The following is a 25,037-nucleotide window of genomic DNA, read 5'->3' as shown; positions in this document are numbered from 1 at the left end:
ATTGAAAACCGTGGGGAGGCGACATGCGCGAGAAACCCCGATTAGCGCTCGTCGTCGCCGCGGCCCTGCTCATGCTCGCCGCCTGCGCCACCGCCACGCCCGGCGGCGGCGCCGCGGAGCTGACCGTCTGGATCATGGGCGACAGCTCGGCCCGCTTCGAGCGGCTCGTCGAGCCGTTCACCGACCGGACCGGCATCGCCGTCGACGCCGTGGCCATCCCCTGGGACACCGTCGACCAGAAGTTCACCACCGCGGTGGCCTCCGGGCAGGGGCCCGACCTCCTGCAGATCGGCCTGTCGAAGCTGCCCGCCTTCGCCGCCTCCGGAGCCCTGCTCACGCTCGACGAGCGGACGCTGAAGAGCCACCCCGGACTGGCCGCCGCCAACTTCCTCGACGGCATCGCCACCTCAGCCACCGGCGGCGCGCGGGTGAGCGTCCCGTGGGTCAGCGACACCCGCGTGCTGTTCTACCGCAGCGACCTGCTCGCCGCCGCGGGCCTGACCAGGCCGCCGGCCACCTGGGACGAGCTCCGCACCCACGCCAGGACGCTCGCCGGCCAGGGCGGGGGCCGGTACGGCTTCCACGTCCCGCAGTGGGACAACACGCTGCCCGTCATCATGACCTGGGCCCAGGGCGGCACGATCGTCGGCGCCGACGGCACGATCGACTTCGACACGCCCGCCTTCCAGCGGGCCGTCGACCTCTACACCGGCCTGTACGCCGACCGCAGCGTGCCCCCCGACGCCGACTTCGACCAGGTCCAGGGCTTCGTCTCCGGCACGAGCCCGATGCTCGTCTCCGGGCCCTACCTGGCCGGCGCGATCTCCGAGGCGGCGCCGCAGCTCGCCGGCAAGTGGTCGGTCGCCCCGATCCCGGGCGGCGCCGCCCGTACGTCCCTGCTCGCCGGCTCGAACCTGGGCATCTGGGGCACCACCGACAACCGGGACGGCGCCCTCCAGCTCCTCGCCTACCTCGCCCAGCCCCGGACCCAGCTCACCTGGTACGAGCTCGACGCCCAGCTCCCGGTGAGCAGGGCCGCGCTCGCCGACCCGGAGCTCACCTCCGAGCCGCTCGTCTCGGTGTACGCCGAACAGCTCCGCGACGCCGAACCGCTGCCCCCGGTGCCCAACTGGGACGGCGAGACCGGAAAGGCCCTCCTCGACGCGCTGAACTCCATCGTCCTGACCGCCGCGAACCGCGACACCGCCCTGCGCGGCCTGTACGCGGCGACCACCGGCACGCCGGCCACCTGAGCAGGGAGCCACCGTGAAACCCAGCCTCGCCCCCTACGCCTTCGTCGCCCCCGCCCTGCTTCTGCTGCTCACGTTCGGCGTCCTGCCGATCCTGGTCGCCGTGCCGGTCAGCCTCACCGACCTGAACCTGGCGGGCCTGGCCGACTGGTCCAGGATCGGCTTCGTCGGCCTGGACAACTACCGCAGGCTGTTCGCCGACCCCGGCTTCTGGCAGGCGCTCGCCAACACCGGGATCTTCGCGCTGCTCGGCGTCCCCGCCGTGATCGTCGTGTCCTTCGTGGCCGCGCTGCTGCTGCACCGGAGCGAGAACCGCTTCTTCCGCGCGCTGCGGGCCTTCTACTTCGTCCCGGCCGTCACCGCGATCGTGGCGGTCTCGCTCGTGTGGGGCTACCTCTACAACACCCAGTTCGGCCTGCTCAACCACCTGCTGTCGGTGGCCGGGCTGCCGCCGGCGCGGTGGCTCGGTGACCCGGTGCTGGTGAAGCTCTCCGTCGTGTTCGTCGCCGTCTGGCGCGGCACGGGCCTGAACATCATCATCTTCCTCGCCGCGCTGAAGGCCATCCCCCAGGAGTATCTGGAGGCCGCGGAGCTCGACGGCGCCTCGGGGACGCGCAAGATCTTCTCGATCGTGATCCCGCTGCTGCGCTTCGCGTTCCTCTTCGTCGCCGTCACCACGGTCATCGGCTGGCTGCAGTTCTTCGACGAGCCGTTCGTGCTCACCAAGGGCGGGCCGCTCGGCGAGTCGACCAGCATGTCCCTGTTCCTGTACCAGGAGGGGTTCTCCGCCGGCGAGTTCGGCTACGCCGGGGCCGGGACCCTGGTGCTCTTCCTGATCATCGCCGGGGTGACCCTGCCGCAGGTGCGCGCGCGGAGGACCGATGCGGACCGCTAGCTCCCGGAGCGTGACCGTGGCCGTCGGTGCCGTGCTGGGCGCCGGGGCGCTGCTGACCGCGTTCCCGTTCCTCTGGATGGTGTTCGGCTCGGTGAAGCCGCGTTCGGAGTCGGTCGCCGACCCGCCCCGGCTGCTGCCGCGCGAGCCCACGGTGGAGAACTACGCGCGGCTCTTCGGTGAGCTGGACTTCGGCCGCTATCTCGGCAACACCATCGCGGTCGTGCTGATCAGCATGGCGGGGGTGCTGCTGATGGCGATGGCCGGGTACGGGTTCGCCAAGTTCCGCTTCCGGGGCCGGGCCGCGCTGTTCTTCCTGGTGCCGGCCACGATGATGATCCCGGTCCAGGTGACCATGATCCCCGCCTATCTCGTCCTCGACGGCATGCGGCTGACCGGCACCCTGATCGGCATCGCGCTGCCGGGGCTGGTGTCGGGATTCGGCGTCTTCCTGTTCCGGCAGTTCATGACCACCGTTCCGACCGAGATGATCGAGGCCGCCCGCATCGACGGGGCCGGCGAGGCGCGGATCTTCTGGCGGATCGTCCTGCCGCTGTCCCGGCCCATCGTGGCGGTGCAGATCGTGCTGGCCTTCATCGGCTCGTGGAACAGCTTCCTGTGGCCGCTCGTCATCGCGGGTGACGAACGGCTCTACACCCTGTCGGTCGGGTTGGCGCTGCTGACCCGGCAGATCGCGACCAGCCCATCGCTCCAGATGGCCGGCTCGACCCTCATGGTGGTGCCCGTCCTGGTCGTCTTCATCGTCTTCCAGCGGCACATCGTACGGGGCTTCACCCTGTCCGGCCTCAAATGAATGAGAAAGCAAGGATCGTCCATGAAACATCGTTCCACCGGCTTCGTCCGCGCCAGCGGCGCACAGCTGGTCGACGGCTCCGGTGCCCCGCTGCTGCCGCGCGGCATCGGCCTCGGCAACTGGCTGCTCGCCGAGGGCTACATGTGGAAGTTCGGTGACGAGCTGAGTTCGGCCCGCCAGATCGAGCGGCGGGTGGAGTCCCTCGTCGGCCCCGACCGGGCCGCCGAGTTCTGGGCCCGGTTCCGCGGCACGTACATCACCGAGCAGGACATCGCCGTCATCGCCCGCCTGGGCTTCGACCACGTCAGAGTGCCGCTCAACTCCCGCGGCCTGGTGGACGCCGACGGCGGGTTCCTCGGCGGCTTCGCCCACATCGACGACCTGCTGCGCTGGTGCGCCGCTCACGGCCTGCGGGTGCTGCTCGACCTGCACGGCGCGCCGGGCGGGCAGACGGGCACCAACATCGACGACTCCCCCAACGGCAAGCCCGAACTGTTCATGGACGAGCGCAACCGGCGGCTGACGATCCACCTGTGGGAGGAGATCGCCCGCCGGTACCAGGACGACCCGGTCGTGCTCGGCTACGACCTGCTGAACGAGCCGCTGCCGAACCAGTGGCAGCACGTCTACTCCGCCGAACTCGTCGCCCTCTACCGCGACCTGACCGCCGCGATCCGCGCGATCGACCCGAACCACCTGATCGTCTACGAGGGTTCGCACTGGGCGACGAACTGGTCCATCTTCACCGACGTCCTCGACCCCAACTCGGCGCTGCAGTTCCACCGCTACTGGTGCCCGCCCGACCGCTCCGGCATCCAGGAGTACCTGGACGCCCGCGACCGCCTCGGCCTGCCCATCTATATGGGGGAAGGCGGGGAGAACACCCCGGAGTGGGTCTACACCGCGCACCGGCTGTACGAGCAGTACGGGATCGGCTGGAACTTCTGGCCGTGGAAGAAGCTCGACACCCTGACCTCGCCCGTTTCCGCCGGCCCGCCCGAGGGCTGGGAGCTGATCGCCGATCCGCACGCCGCGGTGGAGCCCGGCCGGGCCTGGGCCATCCTGGAGGAGTTCCTCGACGCCATCGCGCTGGACGCCTGCGAGTGGCGGCCGGAGATCGTCAACGCCATGTTCGGGCGCGCGCCGCTGCGGATCCCCGCGTGGGGCTTCATCGACGAGTCCCCGGGCTACCGCGACCGGTTCGCCGGGTTCGACCTCGACGCGCTGTGGCACCGTTCCTCGGGCCGGCCGTACGAGGAGGCGGAGCTGATGCCCATGACCGTCGCCGCCGGGGAGGAGCTGCACTTCCCGCTCGACGGCCAGCCCTCGGGATGGCGGGTGGACGCCGACGAGCCGGACGCGTTCGAGATCTCCTGGCGGCACGGCCGGCTGGTCGCCCACGCGACCAGGACCGCGCGGCTGCGGGCCCTCGACGTGACCGCCGGCGACTGATGCGGAGGTCACGAACGATGAGCGTCGAACCCGGAAGCGGCAGGCCGGTGCTTTCTCTTCCCGAGGTGTCCACCGTCACCACCCTGCGGCAGCGGAACCGGGCGCTGGTCCTCAAGGAGGTGATCCTCGCCCAGGAGACCACGCGGGCCAACATCGCCAGGGACAGCGGCCTGTCCACCGCCTCGGCGGGCAACCTCGTCGCCGAACTGATCACCGCGGGACTCGTCGAGGAGCGGGGGCTGGTGTCCTCGCGCGGCGGCCGGCCGATCACGCTGATCGGGCCCCGCGCCGAGAGCGCGATCACGATCGGCGCCGACATCGGCGAGCGCGGCGTCGCGGTCGAGATGTTCGACCTGGCGATGACGCGGATCGACCGGGAGTTCCGCGGCGGTGTCGAGGAGGAGGATCCCGAGCGGATCGGCGTCCACCTCCACGAGGCGCTGGCGGCGCTGCACGACCGCAACCCCGATCGGTGGCCGACCCTGCTCGGCGTCGGCCTAGGGCTGCCCGGCGTGGTCGAGACCGCCTCCGACGGAACCCAGATGCTCTACGCGCAGAGCCTCGGCTGGCCACCCGTAGCCGTCCGGTCCCTGTGCGACCTCGACGGCGTCCCCGTCCTGGCCGAGAACGGCGCGAAGATGCAGGCCCGGGCGGAGCTGTGGTTCGGCAGCGCGCGGGGCGCGCACCACGCCCTGATCGCCCTCCTCGGCCGCGGCGTCGGGCTCGGCATCGTCAACGCCGGGCAGGTCGCCCACGGCGCCCACTCCAGCGCCGGCGAGTGGGGCCACATGGTGATCGACCGGGGCGACCGCGTGTGCCGGTGCGGCAACCGGGGATGCGTCGAGGCCTACGTCGGCTCCGACGCGATCCTGTCCGCCTGGCGGGAGACCGGAGCGGTGTTCGAAGGCACCGGCTGGCGGGCCATGGGCGACCTCATCGCCGCGGCGCACCGCGGTGACCCCGCCGCGAGCACGATCGTCGACGACGTCATCGACTGCCTGGGGGCCGCGCTGGGCGGCATGGTCAACCTGACCGGTCCCGAACGCATCGTCATCGGCGGCTGGGTGGGCCTGCGGCTCATGGAGTCCCTGGGCGACCGCCTCACCGCCGCCGTCAGAAAGCACAGCCTCTCCCGGCCGGGCGACCAGTTCGAGTTGCTGGTCGCCAAGTTCGGCGGCGACGCCGTGGCCACCGGCTCGGCGCTGCTCCCCCTCGAAGCGCTGATCGCCGCCGACCCCATGTCCGAAAGGAGATCCCCATGACCGGCTTACGCGAAGTGAACGTCTCCTCTCCTCGATGGTCCCGCGATCTGCGTCCCCTCCAGCGCGGGTCCGCCGCCGTGCTGAAACCCCGGCGTTCCGAGTGCGACCGGCTCGACCGGCTGGTCGCGGCGGTCCGCTCCGGCGAGAGCCGGTCGCTGGTGTTGCGCGGGGAGCCCGGCGTGGGCAAGTCGGCGCTGCTGGAATATCTGGTCTCGCAGGCCGCGGGCTGCCGGGTGGCGCGCGCCGCGGGCGTCCCGTTCGAGATGGAGTTGCCGTACGCGGCGGTGCACCAGCTCTGCGCGCCGCTGATGGAGCGGCTCTACCGGCTGCCCGAACCGCAGCGCGACGCGCTGAGCACCGCGTTCGGCCTGCGGGCCGGGCCGCCGCCGGACCGGTTCCTGGTGGGCCTGGCGGTGCTGACCCTGCTCGCGGACGTGGCCGACGACCAGCCGCTGATGTGCGTGATCGAGGACGCGCAGTGGCTCGACAGCGCCTCTGCGCAGGTGCTGGCGTTCGTGGCGCGCCGGCTCGGCAGCAAACGGGCGGGGTGCGTGTTCGCGGTCCGCGGCGAGGGGGCGCACCATCTGTCCGACCTGCCGGAGCTGGTGGTCGGCGGCCTGCGGGAGGAGGAGGCGCGGGCGCTGATCCGCTCGGTGCTGCCCGGCCCGCTGGACCGGCCGGTGCGGGACCGGATCGTGGCCGAGGCGCACGGCAACCCGCTGGCGCTGCTGGAGGTGCTGGACGGGATGACGCCGGCCGAGCTCGCGGGCGGCTTCGGCCTGCCGGACGTCTCGGTGCGGCGGGGGCCGAGCGAGGACGGCTTCCTGCGGCGCCTGGAGCCGCTGCCGCCGGACACGCGCCGGCTGCTGCTGATCGCCGCCGCCGACCCGCTCGGGGACCCGGTCCTGGTCTGGCGGTCGGCGGCGCTGCTCGGGGTCGGCTCCGCCGCGGCCGCCCCCGCCGTGGCGGCGGACCTGTGCGAGTTCGGCGCCCACGTACGCTTCAGCCACCCGCTCGTGCGTTCGGCGGTGTACCGGGCCGCCGGGCCTGACGAGCGCAGGCGGGCGCATCAGGCGCTGGCCGAGGCGACCGACGCCGAGGCCGCACCCGACCGCCGGGCCTGGCACCGCGCGCACGCCGCGGCAGGGGCTGACGAGCAGGTCGCCGCCGAGCTGGAGCGTTCGGCCGGACGCGCGCGGGAGCGGGGCGGCCTGGCCGCGGCGGCGGCGTTCCTCCAGCGGGCCACCGAGCTGACCCCCGAACCCGCCCGCCGCACCGAACGCGCGCTGGCAGCGGCCCGCGCCAAGCAGGAGGCCGGCGCGCCGGATGCCGCGTCCGGGCTGGTCGGGATGGCGCTGGCGGGCCCGCTCGACGAGCGGCAGCGCGCCCAGGCGGCCCTGCTGCAGGCGGAGATCGCCTTCACCGCCGACCGGGGGAACGCCGCCGCTCCCCCGGAGCTGCTCGGCGCCGCCCGGCAGGTCCAGTCGCTGGACGCGACGCCGGCCCGCGACGCCTACCTGGAGGTGCTGGCCGCGGCGATGTTCGCCGGCCGCCTGGCCCCCGACGACGCGGACCTGCACGCCACCGCGACCGCCGTCCGAACCACGCCGGCCGCACCGACCACACCGACCACGAGGCCCGCACCGCCTGTGGAGGTCGTGGGAGGCTTGCGGGTCGTGTCCGGCGTGCCGGTGCCCGCGCGGCCGCGGGATCTGCTGCTCGACGGGCTGGCACTGCTCTTCACCGCCGGTCCCGGCCCGGCGGCGCCGGAGCTGCGCCGCGCCGTGGCCGCCTTCCTCGATCACAAAGCCCTCACCGAGGAGGAGCCGCGGCCGCTGTGGCTGGCGTTCTCCGCCGCCATGGCGGTGTGGGACGACGACGCCTGCCGTACGCTGGCCGAGCGCCACCTCTCCCTGGCCCGTGACCTCGGCGCGCTCGCCGAGCTGCCGCTGGCCCTCAGCTCGCGCATCACCGTGCACCTCTTCGAGGGCGATCTCGAAGAGGTGGAGTCGCTGGTGGCGGAGGTGCAGGCGATCAGCGCGGCGACCGGGTTGCGCGTCACCGACTTCGGCGCGCCCGCGCTGGCCGCGTGGCGTGGCCGCGAGGCCGAGGCCGAAGAGCTGATCTGGACGATTTCCCACGAGGCCGGCGCCCGTGGCGAGGGAGCCCGGGTGACCGTCGCCGACTGGGCCAGGGCCGTGCTCTACAACGGCCTGGGCCGCTACGACCTGGCCCGCGCCGCGGCCGAGAGCGCCTGCGCCGACCCGTCCACGCCGGGCGCCCTCACCCAGTGGGCACCTGCCGAGCTGGTGGAGGCCGCCGTCCGCAGCGGCGAGCACGAGCTCGCCCGCCAGGCCGTCGAGCGGCTCGCGCGAAGCGCCGAGACGGGGCGGAGCGACTGGGCCGCCGGGGTCGTGGCGCGGTCGCGGGCGCTGGTCAGCAAGCAGGACGAGGCCGAGAAACTGTATCGGGAGGCGATCGAGCGGCTGGGCCGTACCCGGCTGCGTCCCGACCTGGCCCGCGCCCATCTCCTCTACGGTGAGTGGCTGCGCAGGGAGCGGCGCAGGATCGAGGCGCGCCGGCAGCTCCGTACCGCGTACCGGCTGTTCTCGGCGATGGGGATGACGGCCTTCGCCGAGCGGGCGGCGCGGGAGCTGCGGGCCACCGGGGAGACCGCGCAGCGCGGTGCCCCGGCCGGTGGCGATCTCACCCCACGCGAGGGGCAGATCGCCCGGCTCGCCACCAAGGGGCTCACCAACTCGGAGATCGGCAGCCAGTTGTTCGTGAGCCCGCGCACGGTCGAATACCACCTGCGCAACGTCTTCGCCAAGCTGGACATCACCTCACGCAGCCAGCTCGAACTCGTCCTGACCCACGAACACGCCACCGGCCGGGCAAGCTAGCCACCCGACCGGCGGCGTGGGCCGGCCGGCTGCTGATAGGGCGCCCGCCCGGCTCGGCGGTGGCGGTTCAGGCGGTACGGAGGTCAGTGGTCGTCCCAGTGCCCCTCGTGGGAGGCGTGGCGATGGCCCTCGTGGACGTAGTCCACGTGATCGTTGTGCGGGACGGCCACGTGCCCGCACTGGGGACCGTGCTGGTGGCCATGGCCCTCGTGCGTGACGTGCCTGTCCGGCCCGCACTCGTCCACGTGATCCTCGTGGAGGCGATGCAGGCAGCCGTCGTGAACGTAGTCGACGTGATCACCATGCGGAACCGACACATGCCCGCAACCGGGCCCGTGCCCGTGGGTGTGATCGGCATGCTGGCGATGCTCGGTGCTCACTGACATGTCCAGACTCCTCATGAATTTGCGCTAAAGATCCTCATTAGGGAGCTGCCCGGTGCCACGGCATTGATGGCGATGTTTGCTGGACCCATACCATTCTTGGATGGCCGTTGACCCTTTGATCGACGATCGATCGCCCGATGGCGGACGAGTCAGGACAGGAAGCCGGCGGCTCTAGCGCGTTGGGGGATGTCCGCCCGGAGTGGTGGGCCGGGGGTCGAGCAGGGGCGTGAGCCGGTCGTGCTCGGCGAGCGGCGCGGGCAGGTCGCCGCGGGGCATGTGGATGCGGTTGTGCCACCACACGTCCATGCCGACGCCGCCGGCGCCGGGGATGTCGAACCGGGATCCGGCCACGAACAGCACGCGTTCCGCGCGCAGCCCCAGCCGTTCCAGCGCGGTCCGGTAGGGCTCCGGGCGGGGCTTGTACGCGCCGGCCTCCTCCGCCGTCACGACGACGTCGAAGGATACGCCCGCGCGCCCGGCCGCCCGCCGCCCGAGCTCGCGGGAGCAGTTGGTCACCACTCCGATCCGTACGTGGCGGGCCAGCGTGCCGATGACCTGCGGCGCCTCGGGCCACGGTGCGAGCTCATCCCAGCGGGCGGTGAGCGCCGCGGCGAGCCCGGGCGGCAGACCGCGGGCGCGGGCGGCCTCTTCCACGAGCTCCTCGTACGGCGTGTACGGCCCCGCCCCGTAGGCCAGCCGCAGATACTCCCCGCGCCATTCGCGCCCGGCGACGGGATCCCCGGCCACGGCATCCCACAGGGACCAGGAGTCGAGCACCGCGGTGAGCAGGTCGAACAGCACGGCGTCGTAACGCCCGGCCACCGCGGGACGCGGTCCACCTGTCACGACGCCGCCCAGAACTCTCCCGAAGCCCCGGAAGCCCCCGACCCTCCGGAAAGCGTGGAAGCCCCCAGAGCCCCAGGCACCGGGGAAGCGAACCGGGCGGCCCCGGCGATCCGGCTCGCGGCCGCCCGGGTGTCCTCGAAGGTGACGGGCACGCCGGCCGGGGTGGTTTCGGTTCGGCTCATGACGCGTCCTTCCTTGACATGCCGGCGTCGTGACGGCTGTCCGGCGCCTTACTCGCCGCGCTGGGTGGCCGGCTGAATCTTCGATCCACCGCCGGCGGCCTCGTGCTGTGCACGGCCGCCAATGTGGTCTACCTGTCGACTCTCGCCCTGCCCATATTGGGCAACTTACGCGATCGTGCTCTATCCCTCTGGCGATCTCGATCTCGGGCTTCTTTCCCAGAGTGGTTTTTTCCTACACTTATCACCATCACCATCGCCATCGTGGCCCTCGCCGGGCTGACCGTCTGGCTGCCCGCCGCGGTCAGGGCTGCCTCGGCAGTCTCGCCAGGGACGGGGGCACACCTGCCGGGTTCTCGGCGAAGCTATGGCAAGACGTCGAAGTCGGAGGTGAACAGGGGCCCATCGGACCAGGAGTCGCCGTACGGATAGCCCTCGGTGAGAAAGTCGTGCAGGAACTCCGAGAGGGTGGTGCCGTGGTCGGTGAATTCGAGGCCCCCGCCCTTGTTGAGCATGATGGTCCAGCCGTCGGGGTCATCGGTGGCGGCGAGCCAGTAGCCGGTGTCGCCGTTGTCGGTCATCAGGCAGGGATACAGCAGGTCGGGAAGCGCGGCATCGTCCAGGTGCTCGTGCTCGTGCTCCCACACGGTGATGCCGGCCCCCGCGCGCATCGTGGCGATCAGCGTGGCCTCCCTGCCGAGCAGGTTGCGGGCCCAGGAGCCGAGCGGGTGCTGCAACCACAGGTAGTCGCGGAAGCGGCCCGGTGGCAGGTGGTCGCACAGACGTTTGTAGTCGGTGGGCAGGTGGTGGCCCAATTCGGCCTCGATCGCGTTCCAGTCGATGTTCCAGAACGGAGGGCGCGGCAAGGAGGGAGCCAGGAGTGTGAGGACCTTGTCGATCATGCCGGCTGACAGTACCCGACGGTTGCGGCGATCCAGATCGTGTACGCGGCCGCATGATCGAGAATCTACGCCGGTCCACTGACATGGGATGTCAGGGGACCGGTCCTAGCGTCTGCGGTATGACAAGCAACGACTTCGCGTCCTTCGCCGGTGTTTATGACGTCGCCAACCGCTGGCGCAAGGACTTCCTCGACCCGACTGAGGGTGACGACCGTTGGGAGGAGTTCCCCGGCGTCACCCGCGCCTCCTGCCACTTCGACGGCGCCGCCAGCTTCGACGAGATCGAGTTCCCGACCAAGGGCTTCTCCGGGCTGACCCTGCGGCTGTTCAACCCGGGGACCGCACAGTGGTCGCTGTACTGGGCCAGCAAGCGCACCGGCACCCTCTTCCCACCCGTCACCGGCGGCTTCGGCGCGGACGGCACCGGCGTCTTCCACGGCGACGACGAACACGACGGCCGCAAGGTCAGGGCGCGCTTCATCTGGACCGGCATCACCACCGACCGCCCCCACTGGGAACAGGCGTTCTCCCTCGACAACGGGCAGACCTGGATCACCAACTGGCACATGGACTTCGCCCGGCGCCCGGCCACCGACCACGTCGCGTAACGGCGGCCGCCCTCTTCGGGAACGGCCGGGAGGGTCGGCCCGGCTTCTGAGCGTCACAGCCGGCGATCCCCGCCGGCCGTGGCGCTCAGTCACACACCGTCTAGGACGGCCGGCACTGTGGGGTGAAGCGGATCTCCAGGAAGCGGGCCCGGTTGTTGCTGATGTCGTGGAAGAGGTCGTCGATGCCCGTGCTGTTGACGTTGTACGACACGACGAGCGTGTTCCGGCCGCTCAGCACCGGGTGGGCCGCGACGTTGTAGGTGTAGATGTCGCCCGAGGCGTTCTCGTCGTACGACGGCCGGCCCTCGGGCGTGTCGTAGATCTGCTCGCGGGCGACCCCGGTGAAGCCGAAGGGGCTTGACGCGGTCAGGGTGTAGATCGCCGAGCCCAGGAAGCTGTCGGTGGTGACCATGACGTACCGGCCGTCGACCTCGGAGACGCCGTACGATGAGCCGACGTCACCGGCGATCGCCGTCGCGTCGTGCTCGTCCGGCGACCAGCCGCTCCCCGTGTAGAACTCCCACGCACCGTCCAGCTCGCCCTTGCGGGCCCGGGCGACGAGGGCCTCCTTGGTCCCCGGCCACTCCTTGAGCTGCCGCACCCCGTAGACGTAGATGTAGTCGTCCACGGGCAGGAGCTCGACGCCCCAGGTGATGTCGGCCGAGTCGTAGGTGGGCACGACCCGCTCGACCTTCAGGTCCGGCAGCGAGAGCACGGCGAGGTCGGTCCCGATCCACTCGAAGCCGAAGTGGCCCTCCCCGGCGGCCCGCTGCTTCGCCTCGAAGACGTAGAGCCTGCCCGCGTCGACGATGCCGTCGGCGTTCCAGTACCACGGCTCGTCCGTACCGGGGGGTCCCACGATGGGCAGGGGTTGCTCGGCGGTGCCGCCGCCCAGCATGGTGGTGGCCGGCCGGTCGCTGCCGCGCCGGGTGGTGACGATCGTGTTGTGCACCGGGTCGTGCGGCCGGATGGAGCGGCCCGGCCCGACCGGTCCGAGGAACGTGTCGTTGAACAGCCAGGCGATGCGCCCGTCGGGCAGCGCCGCGGAGTACGTGCCGTCGGCTCCGGCCCACTCCCCGGCCGCGGCGCGGTCTCCGAAGCGCTCCCAGTCCCGCTGGACGCGCACGTCGGGCTTGACGCCCGCGACGACGAGGTCGCAGGTCGGTGTGGCCGCCACCGCCCCGGAGCCGGGCGCGGCGGTCAATAATCCGCTCGCGCCCGCGACGAGCATGGCGAGGACGGTCCGGGTACGCGCGAGTCTCACGATGTTTCCTTCCGCGCGTCCCCGGGATCGGCCTCAGGGACGCGCGAGGTCGGTGCCCTGCTACTTGGTGAGGGGAGCCAGCTTGGGGTCGTCGGCGTAGGCCTCGGCCGCGTTCTCCTTGGTCACGATGACCGGCGGGAGGAGGTAGGCCGGGACGACCTTGGAGCCGTTGTCGTACGTCTTGGTGTCGTTGATCTGGGGTGTGCCACCGGACTGCAGGGTCTTGACCATGTTCACGGACTCGGCGACGAGCTTGCGGGTGTCCTTGTTGATCGTCGAGTACTGCTCGCCCGCCATGATCGACTTGACCGACTCGACCTCGGAGTCCTGCCCGGTCACGACGGGAATCGGCTTGCCCGAGCCCTTCACCGAGGTGATGATCGCGCGGGCGAGGGTGTCGTTCGGGGACAGGACGCCGTCGAGGGTCTTGCCGCCGCTGTTGTAGGTCGAGGTCAGCAGCGAGTCCATCCGCTGCTGCGCGTTCTCGGCCTTCCAGCCCTGGATCGCGGTCTGCTTGATGTCGGTCTGACCCGAGCCGACGACCACGTCACCCTTGTCGATGAGCGGCTTGAGCACGTCCATCGCGCCGTTGAAGAAGACGGCGGAGTTGTTGTCGTCCGGCGAGCCGGAGAACAGCTCGACCGTCCACGGGCCCTTCTCCTTCTTGGCCTTCATGCCGTCGAGCAGGGCCTGGCCCTGCAGCTGGCCGACCTTGAAGTTGTCGAAGGCGATGTAGTAGTCCACGTCCGCGGTGTTGGTGATGAGCCGGTCGTAGGCGATGACGGTCGCGCCGGACTGCTTGGCCTGGCCCACCTGGGTGGCGAGCTGCGCGGCGTCGGTCGCGCCGATGATGATGACCTTCGCGCCCTTGGTGACCATGCTGGAGATCTGCGCCTGCTGGTCGGCGACGGTGGTCGACGCGCCCGCGTACTGCACGTCGGACTTGAACCCGGCCTCCTTGAGCCCGTTGGTGAACAGGTCACCGGCGAGCACCCAGTTCTCCGAGGTCTTCGCCGGCAGCGCGACGCCGATGAGCGAGTCGGCCGGGAAGCCCTTGGCCGCAGCGGTGCTGCCACTGGTGCCGGCGCTGGTGGCGCCTTCACGTTCGGTGGAGCAGGCGGCGCCCAGGGTGAGGAGCGCCACGGCGCCGACGGCCGCGATGCTTCTGGAGAAGTATGTGCGCATGGGATGAAAAGGCCCTTCTTTACTTTGATTCAGGGGTGAGCGCTCTGGAGTGCGGCGCCGTGTCGGTGGTCGAGCGGTCAGCCGGCGACGGGAGTCTTGTCGGGATCGGGGCTCGTAGGTGATCGATCCGCCGTTCCGGCCGGAGCGTCCCGCCGGAACGGGCGCATGATCGACCCGATGATCGAGAAGCGTCCCTGGCTCTTGTTGTAGACGTCGAGCGCGACGGCGAGGAGCAGGACCAGGCCCTTGATGATCTGGACCATGTCGGAGCCGACGCCCTCAAGCTGCAGGCCGTTGTTGAGCAGGGCCATGACGAGGCCGCCGACGATCGATCCGCTGATGGTGCCGAGGCCGCCGGAGACCGCCGCGCCGCCGACGAAGACGGCGGCGATGGCGTCGAGCTCCCAGTTGAGGCCGTCCTGCGGGCCGGAGGCCGCCGATCGCGCCACGAAGATCATGCCGGCCAGGGCGGCCAGGACGGACATGTTCATCATGACGAAGAAGTTGACCCGCTTGAGCTTCACGCCGGACAGCTCCGCCGCCCGGGCGTTGCCGCCGACGGCGTAGATGTGCCGGCCCCCGATGGTGTTGCGCGTGTAGAAGGAGTACGCGAGCACCAGCACGATCAGGATGATGCCGGAGATCGGCAGGCTCGTGCCGATGCGGCCACCGGCGAAGCGCAGCGTGGCGAAGATGATCACGCCCAGCATCACGGCCAGCCGCAGCAGCGAGATCCACATCGGCGCGACCTCGGCGTTCATCTCGCGCCGCGTCTTCCGCGCCCTCAGCTCCCGCCAGATGACGCCCACGCAGGCGAGCACGCCGAGCAGCAGCGTCAGGTTGTTGTACCCGGTGTTCGGTCCCACCTCGGGCAGGTAGCCGGCGCCGATCTCGCGGAAGCCGGGCGGGACCGGCACCGTGTCGGCGTTGCCGATGTACTGGTTGCCGCCGCGGAACAGCAGCATGCCGGCCAGGGTCACGATGAACGCCGGCACCCCGACGTAGGCCACCCAGAACCCCTGCCAGGCCCCGATCAGCGCGCCGACGACCAGGCCGAGCACGATGCCCAGCGGCCACGGGATCGCGTATTCCTGCATCGCCTTGGCGACCACGATGCCGGTGAAGGCGGCGATCGAGCCGACCGACAGGTCGATGTGCCCGGCGACGATCACCATCAGCATGCCGATGGCCAGGATCAGGATGTAGGAGTACTGGCTGACCACCGCGATGAGGTTGCCGGAGGTCAGCGTCAGCCCGTTGGTCCAGATCTGGAACAGCAGCACGATCGCCACGAGCGTGAAGATCATGCCGAACTGGCGGGCATTGGAGGTCGTGCCCCCGAAGAGGTTCTTCTGCAGGTCTTTGATGCGGCTCATGGCGTGGGGATCTTCTTCATAGAGGTCATCTGCTTCATGAGGAGCTCCGGATCGGCCTTGCCACGCGGCACGTCGCCGGTGATGGAGCCCTCGAACACGGTGTAGATGCGGTCGCACAGGCCGATGAGCTCGGGCAGCTCCGAGGAGATGACGATGACGCCCTTGCCCTGGTCGGCGAGGCGCTGGATGATCCCGTAGATCTCATACTTGGCGCCCACGTCGATGCCGCGCGTCGGCTCGTCGAGGATCAGCAGGTCGGGGTCGGTGAACATCCACTTCGCCAGGACGACCTTCTGCTGGTTGCCGCCGGAGAGCTTCGTCACGCCCTCGTCGACGTTCGGCGTCTTGACCCGCAGGTTCTCGCGGTACTCCTCGGCGACCAGATGCTCGCGGACCTGGTCGATCACCCCGTGGTGGGAGATCTTCGACAGTTTGGCCGCCGTCATCGAGGTCTTGATGTCGTCGAGCAGATTGAGGCCGACCGCCTTGCGGTCCTCGCTCACGTACGCGAGACCGTGCCGGATCGCCTCGGCCACCGTCCTCAGCTGGATCTCCTGACCGTCCTTGAAGACCTGGCCGGACAGGTAGACGCCGTAGGAGCGGCCGAACAGGCTCATCGCGAGCTCGGTGCGCCCGGCCCCCATGAGTCCGGCGAACCCGACGATCTCGCCGCGCCGGACGTTGAAGGTCGACCCCTTGCACACCAGCCGGTCGGCCGCGATCGGGTGCCGCACCGTCCAGTCGCGGACCTCGAAGAACACCTCGCCGATGCGCGGCGTGTGATCGGGGAACCGGCTGTGCAGCTCGCGGCCGACCATGCCGCGCACGATGCGGTCCTCGTCCACGCCGTCGGCCTTGACGTCGAGGCTCTCGATCGTGCGGCCGTCCCGCAGGATCGTGATGGTGTCGGCGACCGCCGCGATCTCGTTCAGCTTGTGGGAGATGATGATCGAGGTGATCCCCCGCTCCCGGAAACCGCGCAGCAGGTCGAGCAGGTGCTGGGAGTCGGCCTCGTTGAGCGCCGCGGTCGGCTCGTCGAGGATGAGCAGCTTGACGTCCTTGGCGAACGCCTTCGCGATCTCCACGAGCTGCTGCTTGCCGACACCGATGTCCTTGATCAGGGTGTCCGGGTCCTCCCGGAGCCCGACCTGCTCCATCAGCTCGAGCGCCCGGTGCTGGGCGGCCTTCCAGTCGATCGCGCCGCGCCTGCGCGGCTCGTTGCCGAGGAAGATGTTCTCGGCGATCGACATGCCCGGCACCAGCGCGAGCTCCTGGTGGATGATGACGATGCCGGCCTGCTCACTGCCCCGGATGTCGCCGAACCGGACCTCTTTGCCCTGGTAGACGATGTCCCCGGTGTAGGTGCCGTACGGGTGCACGCCGCTCAGCACCTTCATGAGCGTGGACTTGCCCGCGCCGTTCTCACCGCAGATCGCGTGGATCTCGCCTTCCCGGACCCTGAGGTTGACGTCGGCGAGCGCCGTCACGCCCGGAAAGGTCTTGGTGATGGAACGCATCTCGAGCAGGCTCGAGGCTTGGGTCATGGCCGGGGCTCCGCGCTGGTGGTGCCTCGAGGACCACGCGGGTCCGGTCCTCGAGGGGTGCGGGGTGTCCTGGACATCTACTTGCCTCCGATGGCCTGGTCTATCGGTCCGCAGTCACGGCACCGGGTGCCGGTCCCTGCGGGCGGTGCTTATGTGTCCGGCAGGTTACAGCTATGGGGAGGAATCTAAATCCATTTGTTTTACTAAGTCAACGCCCTGGTGCAGAATGGCCGAGGCGGCGAGCAGAGAGGATCTCGGGTGCGACAAGCAGGTACGAATCTCCCCAAGGTGGGGCGGTACAACCGCGCGGTCGTGCTGGACCAGATCCAGCTCTGTGACGGCATCAGCCGGGTGGAGATCGCCCAGCGCACCGGCCTCACACCCCAGAGCGTCTCCGGCATCGTACGCCGGCTGCTCGACGAGGGCATCGTGCGGGAGGACCACGCCAACCGGGTCTCCAGCGGCGGGAAGCCCCGCGTCGCGCTGCGGATCAACGCCGACGCGGGCAGCGCGGTCGGAGTGCACTTCGACCCGGTCGAGCTCACCTGCGCCGTGGTCGACCTGCTCGGCCGGCCGATGGTGGTCAAGCGACGCCCCACCCCGCCCGGCACCGACCCGGCGGAGGTCGTCGCGGCCATGACCGGACTGGTCGCCGAGGCGCTCGACGCGGCGGCCGTCCCGCCCGGCCGGGTGCTCGGACTCGGCGTGGCCAGCCCGGGCCCGATCGATCAGGATCTCGGCCTGGTCGTCTCCCCGCCCAACCTCGCGCACTGGACCCGGGTGCCGTTACAGGAGATGCTGCACGACAGCACCGGCCTCCCGGTGACGCTGGACAACGACGCCACCGCGGCCGCGGTCGGCGAGCGGTGGTCCGGCGCCGGCCGGGGCGTGGCGAACTTCGCGTACTTCTTCTTCGGCACCGGCATCGGCGGCGGTCTCGTCCTCAATCACCAGGTCTACCGGGGCGGTTCGCTGAACGCCGGGGAGTTCGGGCACTCCTCCGTGCTGCCCGACGGGCCGGAGTGCTACTGCGGCGACCGGGGCTGCCTGGAGACGCTCGTCAGCCCGTCCGCGATCGTCACCGAGGTGCACCGCCGGCTCGCCCGCGGGTGCGGGGCGAGCGTGCTGCGGGAGGCGTTCGAGCGCGATCCGGGCTCGGTCGACCACGCCGCGATCCGGGTCGCGGCCGGCGCCGGCGATCCGCTCGCGGCCGCGGTCATCGACGAGGCCGCGGGACACGTCGGCTCGGTCGCGGTCAGCCTCGCCAACTTCGTCGACGTCGATCTCATCGTGCTCGGGGGTCGCGGCATCGAGCACGTCGAGAAGCGGTACGTCGACGCCGTCTCCTCCGCGCTGGCCGCCAGGCCGCTGGCCCGCCACATCCGGCTCGTCGGCGTCGCCCCGTCCCCGCTCGGCGCGGACGCCGCCGTCGTGGGCGGTGCCGCGCTCGTCCTGCACGCCACGTACTCGCCACAACTGTCAGCGCTCGTCGCCGACTGATCAGAACAGGACGGTCAAGTGGACCAGAATGCCGTGCTCGCCGTGGACATCGGCGGCACCAAGATCGCTGCTGGGCTGGTCGGCGCGGACGGGCAGGTGAGCAGGCACTCCGAGACCCCCACCCCGGCGACGGAGCCGCAGCTCGGCGAGGCGCTGCGGGCGTTGCTGACCTCGGTGGCCGAAGGCGTGCCGATCAGCGCGGTCGGGCTGGCCTCGGCCGGGCCGCTCGACATGGCGCGCGGCACGGTGAGCCCCGTCAACATCCCCGCCTGGCGGGACTTCCCGCTGGTCGAGCTGGCCGGCGACATCGTGCCCGGGGTGCCGGTCACCCTGGTGGGCGACGGCATCGCGGCCGCGGTGGGTGAGCACTGGCACGGCGCGGGCCGCGGCACCGCCTCCATGCTGGGGATCGTCGTCTCGACCGGCATCGGCGGCGGCCTGGTGCTCAACGGCGCCCCCTACCCGGGGCCGAGCGGCAACGCCGGCCACATCGGCCACGTGGTGGTCGATCCGCGCGGGCCCGCCTGCTCGTGCGGGAGCGCCGGCTGCGTGGAGGCGCTCGCCAGCGGCCCGTCGATGGTCCGGTGGGCCCGGGAGCGCGGCTGGACCGGCTCCGACGCCCGGGCCCTGGCCGCCGACGCCGGTCGGGGTCACCCCGTCGCGCTGGCCGCCTTCGACCAGGGCACCGAGGCCCTGGCCCGCGGGATCGTGGCGACGGCGACGCTGTGCGACCTCGACCGGGTCGTGATCGGCGGCGGGGTCTCGGCGGCGGGCCAGGTGCTGTTCGCGCCCCTGCGCGGCCACATCAAGCGGCTGGCCACGCTCGGCTTCGTGCGGCGGACCACCGTCGAGCCGTCGGTGCTGGGGCGGCAGTCCGGCCTGCTCGGGGCCGCGCGCACCGCGCTGCTCGCCGCGCGGGGCCTGATCGACAAGGACGGCGAGCACATGGTCGCGCCCCTTTCATGACCCGTCCGGTGGAGAGTTCGGGGTGCCGGGCGCACATGCCCGGCGCCCCGAAACCGGGCTCCTGACACATATCAGGAGGTAGGCACAGAACGTACGGTCACGGCAAGTGCCTCACCCCGGAGTCGACCATGTATGCACTCCTCAGCCGCGCCGTGACCGCGCTCCTCTCCCTCACTCTGACGGCCCTCGCGCTGATCGCCCTCCCGGCGGCCTCCCAGGCGGCCACCCTCGTCAGGGTCACCGGGTTCGGCTCGAACCCCGGCGCCCTCAACATGTGGGCCTACGTGCCCGACAACCTCCCGCCCGGCTCCCCCGCCGTCGTCGCCCTGCACGGCTGTACGCAGAGCGCGAGCGCGTACCACGCCAACTCGGGCTGGCGGAAGTTCGCCGACCAGCACGCCTTCGCCCTGATCTTCCCGGAGGCCACGACACCGCCCACGAACTGCTTCCAGTGGTTCCAGGAGGGCGACATCCGGCGCGGCCAGGGCGAGGCGCTGTCCATCGCCCAGATGGTGACGTACGCGACGAGCGCGTACCGGCTGGACCCGGCCCGGATCTCCATCACCGGGCTGTCGGCGGGCGGCGCGATGACCGCCGTCATGATCGCCACCTATCCCGAGTTGTTCCACGCCGCCTCGATCGTCGCGGGCATCCCGTACCGCTGCTCCCCGCCCGCCGCCACCTACACCTGCATGCTCGGCCCGGTGAGCAGGACGCCCGCCGACTGGGGCGCGCCGGTCCGGGCCGCGTACGCCGGCTACACCGGCCCCAGGCCGAAGGTGGCGATCTGGCAGGGCCAGGCCGACTACACGGTCAACAAGGCCAACGGCGACGAGCTGCGAGACCAGTTCACCAACGTGCTCGGCCTGCCCACGACGCCGGCCTCGACGGCGAGCCTGCCGGGCGGCACGACCCTGGAGACGTACGGGACGGGCGCGCTGCGCTACTACAAGATCGCCGGGATGGGCCACGGCACCCCGGTGGACCCGGGCGGCGGCGCCGAGCAGTGCGGCACGGCGGGCGCCTTCTTCCTGGACACCATCTGCTCGGCCTACCACGACACCCGCTTCTTCGACCTCGCCGGCGGTAACCCGGACCCGGACCCCGACCCCGACCCGACGCCCACGCCGCCGGTCGGGTGCTTCACCGCCAGCAACTACGCCCACACCCAGGAGGGGCGCGCCCACCAGTCGGCGGGCTACGTCTACGCCAACGGCTCGAACCAGCCGATGGGCCTGTGGAACACGTTCGTGATCACCACTCTCCGGCAGACCGGCCCGGCCTACTACGAGGTCGGCACCTGCTAGATCACGAAGCGCGGCGCGGCCCGGGCCGCGCCGCGCTTCAAAGGCCGTAGACGCGGGTGGCCGTCGCCGTGAACACGTCGCCGATCTCCTCGGCGGTCCGGCCGGCCAGCACGTCCTGCCAGGTGGACAGCAGGGTGGGCAGGTCGGTCCAGAGCTTCTCGATGGGGAAGTTGCTGCCCCACATGCAGCGGCGGGAGCCGAACAGGTCCAGGCACGTGGCGGTCACCCGTTCGATCAGCGGCCGGTCCACGCGGTGCACGAAGGTGCCCTGGCCGGTGAGTTTCACCACGACGTTGGGGTGCTCGGCCAGCAGCTTCATGCCCCGCGTCCACTCCGCGACGCCCGGCGGGTCGAGATCCACCGGCATCCCGGCGTGGACCAGCACGAACGTCAGCCCGGGGAAGGCGGCCACCAGGTCCGCGGCATCGGGCATCTGGCCGGGGAACACCTGGAGCTCGAACAGCCAGCCGAGGTCGGCGACGGCGGCGAGGTTGCGCCGGAAGACCGGGTCCTTCATGCGGTCGGGGGCGGCGGCGAAGCGGAACTCGGGCCGCTCGTGCCAGTGCAGTTGCAGCCGGGTGCCGCGGACGAGCGGGGTGAGGGCGGCCTGGCGGCGCAGGACCTCGGGGGCGTTCTCGTCGAAGAGGTCGGCGCAGCCCACCACGGCGGTGGGCCAGCCGGTCTCGGCGTGGACGTCCCGCAGCCAGCGCACCTCGTCCACGGAGCGGCCGATCGCCCAGTTGGCCTGGACGTAGACCGCCGAGGAGATGCCGCAGGGGACGGCCTCGGCGACGTACTCGGAGGAGGGATAGTCGCGGCGGATCGGCTCGTACGGGCCGAAGATGCGCGGGACCATCTCCCCCCGCAGCCAGGGCAGGTCGGCGGCGCGCCAGATGTGGTGGTGCGCGTCGACGATCCCGGAGCGGCCGGGGGAGGAAGCGGTCATCGGGTTGCTCCCATCGGGTGCTGGGCGGACCAGTGTCGTGCCGCCGTGCGGCGGGGGCCGGACAGGACGGCGGGGAGGCGGTGGACCTCCTCCAGCGCGGTGGCCAGGTCGCGGACGCCGCCGAGGTGGTCGAGGCTCGGGAGCTGGGCGGACATGGCGCGGGTGGCGGGGCGGTAGGTGGGCGAGCAGGCCAGCGGGGACCACCAGACGAGCCGGTGGCCGAGCCGTGACAGCCGGGCCGTGGCGCGGACCATGGGGGCGGGGTCGCCGCGTTCGAGCCCGTCGGACAGGACGATCACGAGCGCGCCCCGGGCGAGCGCCGCGAAGCGCGTGTTGGCCAGGAAGCCTTCCAGCGCCGCGCCGATCGCGGTGCCGCCGTCGGCGTCCGTGACCAGCGCCGACACCGACCTCAGCGCCTGGTCGGCGTACGGGTGCGCGAGCGCGGCGGTGATCCGGGTGAGCCGGGTGCCGAAGGTGAACACCTCGGTACGGGCCGGCGCGGCACGCAGCGCCGTGTGCGCCACCCGCAGCAGGTCCGGGGTGTGCTGCCGCAGCGAGCCGGAGACGTCGACCAGGATCAGCAGCCGGCGGGGGCGGGGCGGGCGGTCGAGGTGGCGCAGCTCGATGATCTCCCCGTCGTGGCGGTGGGCGCGCCGCCAGGCGTGCCGCACGTCCAGCCGGTCCCCCGACCTGGCCGGGCGGCGGCGCCTCGACCGGGTGGCGGGCAGGGCGGCGGGCCAGGCGGCTTCGAGGGCCCGCATGATCGCCCGCCCGCGCTCGCCGGTCCGGCCGAAGTCCCGCGTGCCGTAGGTGCTGAGGGTGCTGGCCTCGATCCCGTCCCCCGGCCGTACCTCGTGGGACGGCGGGTGGTCCGCGCCGGGGCCGCCGGGCGCCGGGGCCCGCTCGTCCTCCTCCCGGATCGGCGGCTCGCCGGGGGCGGCCCGCCGGAACCAGGCGTCGAAGACGCGGTCGAAGGCGGGCAGGTCGCTCACGTCCTGCAGCAGGGTGATCCGGGCGTACCAGTACAGGGCGGCCATGCCGGGCGGCGGGGACTCGGCGATCACCCGCAGCAGGTCCGCCCGCTTGGCCGGCGCGGCGGGCAGCCCGGCCCCGCGCAGCGCGGCCAGGAACCCCCACAGGTGATCCGCGGCGAGCCCGGCCGGCCCGGCCGGCCCGACCGCGGCCGGACCGGCCGGCTCGGGACCAGCCGGCACGGGACCGATCGGGGCGGGACCGGCCGGTGCGCGACCGGCCGCTGCGGGACCGGCAGGCACGGGACCGGCGCTCGGGTCAGGCATCGGTGAACAGCTCCTCGGCATGGCCCAGGAGGAGCCGGGTGTCCTCCTCGTCCTTGATCAGCAGGCCGAGGGCCCGGCGCAGCGCCACCGGCCACGGGCTGCCGCCCTCCGCCAGGGCCAGGGCGCCGCGGGCCCATTCCACCGACTCGGCGATGCCGGGCCGCTTGAGCAGCGGCAACCGCCGTACGCGCTGCACCGCCCGGACGAGCCCGTCTGCCGCCCGCTCCTCCAGCCCGGGCACCGAGGCCCGCAGGATCTCCCGCTCCCGGTCCGGCTCGGGAAAGGCGATCCAGTGGTAGAGGCAGCGCCTTTTGAGCGCGTCGTGCAGCTCGCGCGTCCGGTTGGAGGTCAGCACCACGATCGGCGGCGTGCCCGCCCGTACGGTGCCCAGCTCCGGGATCGTGATCTGGAAGTCGCCCAGGAACTCCAGCAGGAACGCCTCGAACTCGCTGTCGGCCCGGTCGATCTCGTCGATCAGCAGCACCGCCCCCCGCTCCGCCCGCACGGCCCGCAGCAGCGGCCGGCGCAGCAGGAACTCCTCGCGGTACAGGTCGCCGACCTCCTGGCCGCGGCTCTCGGCCACCCGGACCTGGAGGAGCTGCTTGGGGTAGTCCCACTCGTAGAGGGCCTGGCCGGAGTCCAGCCCCTCGAAGCACTGCAGCCGGATCAGCTCCAGGCCGGTGACGCGCGAGAGCACCGCGGCCACCTCGGTCTTGCCGACGCCCGGCTCGCCCTCCAGCAGCAGCGGCCGGCCCAGCCGCAGCGCCAGGTGGATGGCCGTGCACAGCCCTTCGTCCGCGAAGTACCCCTGCCCCGCCAGCGCCGCCGACAGCTCGCCGGGGTCGGGGGTCACAGCTGCGCGTGCTCGGTGGTCAGCAGGTGGACGCGCTGCGAGGTGTGCGCGGCCGCGTCGGCCGCCGCGGCCTTGCCGTGCTCGGAGCCGAACGCGGCGGCGCGGGCCTCCTCGTCGTCGAAGTACAGCTCGTTCACCGAGTCGTACGCCCCGTCCGCGCCGTTGCTCACGCTGACCGTGTACCTGCGCAGGCCGGGCAGCTTCCTGGCGAAGTCCACGTGCTCCTCCACCACCCACTTCGCGAACTCCTCATGGGACATGCCCTCAGCCCGCTTGAGCAGCGAAATGACCTTCAACATGGTTCCTCCTTCAAGGCGTCCAGCCCTCGCAGGACGCGTTCTGGGGTGAACGGCATCGACGTCAGGCGCACGCCGCAGGCGTCGAAGATCGCGTTGGCGATGGCCGGGATCGGGGCGTTCGCCGTCATCTCGCCGATCCCCTTCGCCCCGAAGGGCCCGTTCCCGGCCGGGCGCTCCAGGAGCAGGCTGTGCTGTACCGGGAGGTCGGCGGGCCCCGGCATCAGGTAACCGGCGAAGTCGCGCGGCCCGTGGTCGCGGGCCGGATAGTACGGCTCGGTGGTCTCGAACAGGGCGTGCGACAACCCCATCCACGCCCCGCCCTCCACCTGCTGCGTCGCCATGGCCGGGTTGAGCGCCCGGCCGATCTCGTAGGTGTTGAACAGCTCCAGCACCTCCACCACCCCGGTCTCGTCGTCCACCTCGACGACGGCGACCGTGCACGCGTGCGCCTGGCAGGAGTCGGGGTCCATCTCCCCCGTCTCGGGCACCGGCGTGCTCGGCTCCTTGAGGTAGATGCCGCGGCCGGAGATCGTCCGCCCGTGCCTGAAGTGCGCGGCCAGCGCCAGGTCGGTGACGTGGATGCGCTTGTCCTGCGCGCCCTTGACCAGGATGTGGCCGGTGCCGTCGGTCTCCAGGTCCGCGGCGTCCACCTCCAGCTCCTCGGCGGCGACCTCCAGCATCACGCCGCGCGCCTCGGCCGCCGCCATGATGACGGCGTTGCCGACGCGGTGGGTGCCGCGGCTGGCGAAGGTGCCCATGCAGTGCGGGCCGGTGTCGGTGTCGGCGGTGTCGACCAGGACGTTCTCGATCGGCAGGCCGAGCGTCTCCGCGGCGCACTGGGCGGCGATCGTCTTGATGCCCTGGCCCAGGTCCACCGAGGACAGCGAGATCACGAACGTGCCCGTGGTGGTGGCGTGGATCAGCGCCTGCGAGGGGTCGCCGCCCAGGTTCATGCCGGTCGGATAGTTCACCGACGCGTACCCCCGGCCACGCAGCCTGGCCATC

General features: G+C 71.7%; 23 protein-coding genes. 11 read left to right on the top strand and 12 right to left on the bottom strand.

Annotated features, from left to right (window positions below; translation table 11 throughout):
- Positions 1-23 precede the first annotated feature (23 nt).
- The 7 genes from ABGB18_RS01035 (at position 24) to ABGB18_RS01005 (ending at position 8,956) form a co-directional block, all read left to right on the top strand.
- A complete protein-coding gene (locus ABGB18_RS01035) occupies positions 24-1,253 on the top strand; it encodes an extracellular solute-binding protein (RefSeq protein WP_347693346.1) in 1,230 nt (409 codons plus the stop codon).
- A 13-nt stretch (positions 1,254-1,266) separates the two neighbouring features.
- Positions 1,267-2,145, top strand: coding sequence for a sugar ABC transporter permease (locus tag ABGB18_RS01030; protein WP_347693345.1), 879 nt, complete (start codon positions 1,267-1,269; stop codon positions 2,143-2,145).
- Positions 2,132-2,956, top strand: coding sequence for a carbohydrate ABC transporter permease (locus tag ABGB18_RS01025; protein ID WP_347693344.1), 825 nt, complete (start codon positions 2,132-2,134; stop codon positions 2,954-2,956). Before ABGB18_RS01030 ends, ABGB18_RS01025 begins: the two co-directional genes overlap by 14 nt.
- Before the next feature lie 21 nt (positions 2,957-2,977).
- Positions 2,978-4,408 (top strand): cellulase family glycosylhydrolase, encoded by a 1,431-nt coding sequence (locus ABGB18_RS01020; RefSeq protein WP_347693343.1) that lies wholly within the window; start codon positions 2,978-2,980, stop codon positions 4,406-4,408.
- Positions 4,409-4,425: 17 nt separating this feature from the next.
- The gene (locus ABGB18_RS01015; RefSeq protein WP_347693342.1) at positions 4,426-5,670 is read left to right on the top strand and encodes an ROK family protein; all 1,245 of its coding nucleotides are present in this window, start codon (positions 4,426-4,428) and stop codon (positions 5,668-5,670) included.
- Positions 5,667-8,573, top strand: coding sequence for an AAA family ATPase (locus ABGB18_RS01010; protein WP_347693341.1), 2,907 nt, complete (start codon positions 5,667-5,669; stop codon positions 8,571-8,573). Before ABGB18_RS01015 ends, ABGB18_RS01010 begins: the two co-directional genes overlap by 4 nt.
- A 122-nt stretch (positions 8,574-8,695) precedes the next feature.
- Entirely contained in the window at positions 8,696-8,956 is a 261-nt protein-coding gene (locus ABGB18_RS01005; RefSeq protein WP_347693340.1) for a hypothetical protein, read from the top strand.
- 174 nt (positions 8,957-9,130) lie between these two features.
- On the opposite strand, the gene ABGB18_RS01000 is transcribed toward ABGB18_RS01005, so the two are convergent.
- From ABGB18_RS01000 to ABGB18_RS00990, 3 genes are all read right to left on the bottom strand, one after another.
- Positions 9,131-9,805 carry an HAD-IA family hydrolase gene (locus tag ABGB18_RS01000; protein WP_347693339.1) on the bottom strand — a complete coding sequence of 225 codons (675 nt, stop codon included), beginning with the start codon at positions 9,803-9,805 and terminating at the stop codon, positions 9,131-9,133.
- Positions 9,802-9,987 carry a hypothetical protein gene (locus ABGB18_RS00995; RefSeq protein WP_347693338.1) on the bottom strand — a complete coding sequence of 62 codons (186 nt, stop codon included), beginning with the start codon at positions 9,985-9,987 and terminating at the stop codon, positions 9,802-9,804. The genes ABGB18_RS01000 and ABGB18_RS00995 overlap by 4 nt, the downstream gene beginning before the upstream one ends.
- A 362-nt stretch (positions 9,988-10,349) precedes the next feature.
- Positions 10,350-10,886, bottom strand: a complete 537-nt coding sequence (locus ABGB18_RS00990) for a hypothetical protein (protein WP_347693337.1) — start codon at positions 10,884-10,886, stop codon at positions 10,350-10,352.
- Between the two features lie 119 nt (positions 10,887-11,005).
- Between ABGB18_RS00990 and ABGB18_RS00985 the strand changes: the two genes are divergently transcribed.
- On the top strand, positions 11,006-11,494 hold the full coding sequence (locus ABGB18_RS00985; protein ID WP_347693336.1) for a hypothetical protein: 489 nt from the start codon (positions 11,006-11,008) through the stop codon (positions 11,492-11,494).
- A gap of 100 nt (positions 11,495-11,594) precedes the next feature.
- On the opposite strand, the gene ABGB18_RS00980 is transcribed toward ABGB18_RS00985, so the two are convergent.
- The 4 genes from ABGB18_RS00980 to mmsA form a co-directional block, all read right to left on the bottom strand.
- A complete protein-coding gene (locus ABGB18_RS00980; protein WP_347693335.1) occupies positions 11,595-12,758 on the bottom strand; it encodes a hypothetical protein in 1,164 nt (387 codons plus the stop codon).
- Between the two features lie 60 nt (positions 12,759-12,818).
- Positions 12,819-13,943 (bottom strand): sugar-binding protein, encoded by a 1,125-nt coding sequence (locus tag ABGB18_RS00975; protein WP_347693334.1) that lies wholly within the window; start codon positions 13,941-13,943, stop codon positions 12,819-12,821.
- A 77-nt stretch (positions 13,944-14,020) separates the two neighbouring features.
- A complete protein-coding gene (gene mmsB, locus ABGB18_RS00970) occupies positions 14,021-15,319 on the bottom strand; it encodes a multiple monosaccharide ABC transporter permease (RefSeq protein WP_347693332.1) in 1,299 nt (432 codons plus the stop codon).
- Positions 15,316-16,836: a multiple monosaccharide ABC transporter ATP-binding protein gene (gene mmsA / locus ABGB18_RS00965; RefSeq protein WP_347693331.1), complete on the bottom strand. Its 1,521-nt coding sequence runs from the start codon at positions 16,834-16,836 to the stop codon at positions 15,316-15,318. Before mmsA ends, mmsB begins: the two co-directional genes overlap by 4 nt.
- A gap of 285 nt (positions 16,837-17,121) precedes the next feature.
- Here mmsA and ABGB18_RS00960 point away from each other — a divergent pair, with 285 nt between their 5' ends.
- From ABGB18_RS00960 to ABGB18_RS00950, 3 genes are all read left to right on the top strand, one after another.
- Positions 17,122-18,363, top strand: a complete 1,242-nt coding sequence (locus ABGB18_RS00960) for an ROK family transcriptional regulator (RefSeq protein ID WP_347693330.1) — start codon at positions 17,122-17,124, stop codon at positions 18,361-18,363.
- Between the two features lie 18 nt (positions 18,364-18,381).
- Positions 18,382-19,329, top strand: coding sequence for an ROK family protein (locus ABGB18_RS00955; protein WP_347693329.1), 948 nt, complete (start codon positions 18,382-18,384; stop codon positions 19,327-19,329).
- Positions 19,330-19,457: 128 nt separating this feature from the next.
- Positions 19,458-20,636 (top strand): PHB depolymerase family esterase, encoded by a 1,179-nt coding sequence (locus tag ABGB18_RS00950; protein WP_347693328.1) that lies wholly within the window; start codon positions 19,458-19,460, stop codon positions 20,634-20,636.
- 37 nt (positions 20,637-20,673) lie between these two features.
- Here the strand turns inward: ABGB18_RS00950 and ABGB18_RS00945 are convergent, their stop codons facing one another.
- From ABGB18_RS00945 to ABGB18_RS00925, 5 genes are all read right to left on the bottom strand, one after another.
- Positions 20,674-21,582, bottom strand: a complete 909-nt coding sequence (locus tag ABGB18_RS00945; RefSeq protein WP_347693327.1) for an amidohydrolase family protein — start codon at positions 21,580-21,582, stop codon at positions 20,674-20,676.
- The gene (locus tag ABGB18_RS00940) at positions 21,579-22,796 is read right to left on the bottom strand and encodes a VWA domain-containing protein (RefSeq protein WP_347693326.1); all 1,218 of its coding nucleotides are present in this window, start codon (positions 22,794-22,796) and stop codon (positions 21,579-21,581) included. The genes ABGB18_RS00945 and ABGB18_RS00940 overlap by 4 nt, the downstream gene beginning before the upstream one ends.
- Before the next feature lie 76 nt (positions 22,797-22,872).
- Positions 22,873-23,733, bottom strand: coding sequence for a MoxR family ATPase (locus ABGB18_RS00935; RefSeq protein WP_347693325.1), 861 nt, complete (start codon positions 23,731-23,733; stop codon positions 22,873-22,875).
- Positions 23,730-24,032 (bottom strand): EthD family reductase, encoded by a 303-nt coding sequence (locus tag ABGB18_RS00930; RefSeq protein WP_347693324.1) that lies wholly within the window; start codon positions 24,030-24,032, stop codon positions 23,730-23,732. The genes ABGB18_RS00935 and ABGB18_RS00930 overlap by 4 nt, the downstream gene beginning before the upstream one ends.
- Positions 24,026-25,036, bottom strand: a complete 1,011-nt coding sequence (locus ABGB18_RS00925) for a molybdopterin cofactor-binding domain-containing protein (RefSeq protein ID WP_347693323.1) — start codon at positions 25,034-25,036, stop codon at positions 24,026-24,028. The genes ABGB18_RS00930 and ABGB18_RS00925 overlap by 7 nt, the downstream gene beginning before the upstream one ends.
- Between the last annotated feature and the right edge of the window lies 1 nt (position 25,037).

The organism is Nonomuraea sp. B12E4 (assembly GCF_039871825.1).
Taxonomy (GTDB): Bacteria; Actinomycetota; Actinomycetes; order Streptosporangiales; family Streptosporangiaceae; genus Nonomuraea.
Note: the sequence above shows the minus strand (reverse complement) of the source record. Positions and strands in the feature narration are given on the sequence as shown.

Bases quoted from the DNA above. Each gene is read 5' to 3' on its own strand.
- ABGB18_RS01035 (WP_347693346.1), top strand. From the start codon at position 24: ATGCGCGAGAAACCCCGATTAGCGCTCGTCGTCGCCGCGGCCCTGCTC.
- ABGB18_RS01025 (WP_347693344.1), top strand. From the start codon at position 2,132: ATGCGGACCGCTAGCTCCCGGAGCGTGACCGTGGCCGTCGGTGCCGTG.
- ABGB18_RS01020 (WP_347693343.1), top strand. From the start codon at position 2,978: ATGAAACATCGTTCCACCGGCTTCGTCCGCGCCAGCGGCGCACAGCTG.
- ABGB18_RS01015 (WP_347693342.1), top strand. From the start codon at position 4,426: ATGAGCGTCGAACCCGGAAGCGGCAGGCCGGTGCTTTCTCTTCCCGAG.
- ABGB18_RS01010 (WP_347693341.1), top strand. From the start codon at position 5,667: ATGACCGGCTTACGCGAAGTGAACGTCTCCTCTCCTCGATGGTCCCGC.
- ABGB18_RS01005 (WP_347693340.1), top strand. From the start codon at position 8,696: ATGGCCCTCGTGGACGTAGTCCACGTGATCGTTGTGCGGGACGGCCAC.
- ABGB18_RS00995 (WP_347693338.1), bottom strand. From the start codon at position 9,987: ATGAGCCGAACCGAAACCACCCCGGCCGGCGTGCCCGTCACCTTCGAG.
- ABGB18_RS00990 (WP_347693337.1), bottom strand. From the start codon at position 10,886: ATGATCGACAAGGTCCTCACACTCCTGGCTCCCTCCTTGCCGCGCCCT.
- ABGB18_RS00985 (WP_347693336.1), top strand. From the start codon at position 11,006: ATGACAAGCAACGACTTCGCGTCCTTCGCCGGTGTTTATGACGTCGCC.
- ABGB18_RS00975 (WP_347693334.1), bottom strand. From the start codon at position 13,943: ATGCGCACATACTTCTCCAGAAGCATCGCGGCCGTCGGCGCCGTGGCG.
- mmsB (WP_347693332.1), bottom strand. From the start codon at position 15,319: ATGAGCCGCATCAAAGACCTGCAGAAGAACCTCTTCGGGGGCACGACC.
- mmsA (WP_347693331.1), bottom strand. From the start codon at position 16,836: ATGCGTTCCATCACCAAGACCTTTCCGGGCGTGACGGCGCTCGCCGAC.
- ABGB18_RS00950 (WP_347693328.1), top strand. From the start codon at position 19,458: ATGTATGCACTCCTCAGCCGCGCCGTGACCGCGCTCCTCTCCCTCACT.
- ABGB18_RS00945 (WP_347693327.1), bottom strand. From the start codon at position 21,582: ATGACCGCTTCCTCCCCCGGCCGCTCCGGGATCGTCGACGCGCACCAC.
- ABGB18_RS00930 (WP_347693324.1), bottom strand. From the start codon at position 24,032: ATGTTGAAGGTCATTTCGCTGCTCAAGCGGGCTGAGGGCATGTCCCAT.
- ABGB18_RS00925 (WP_347693323.1), bottom strand. From the start codon at position 25,036: ATGGCCAGGCTGCGTGGCCGGGGGTACGCGTCGGTGAACTATCCGACC.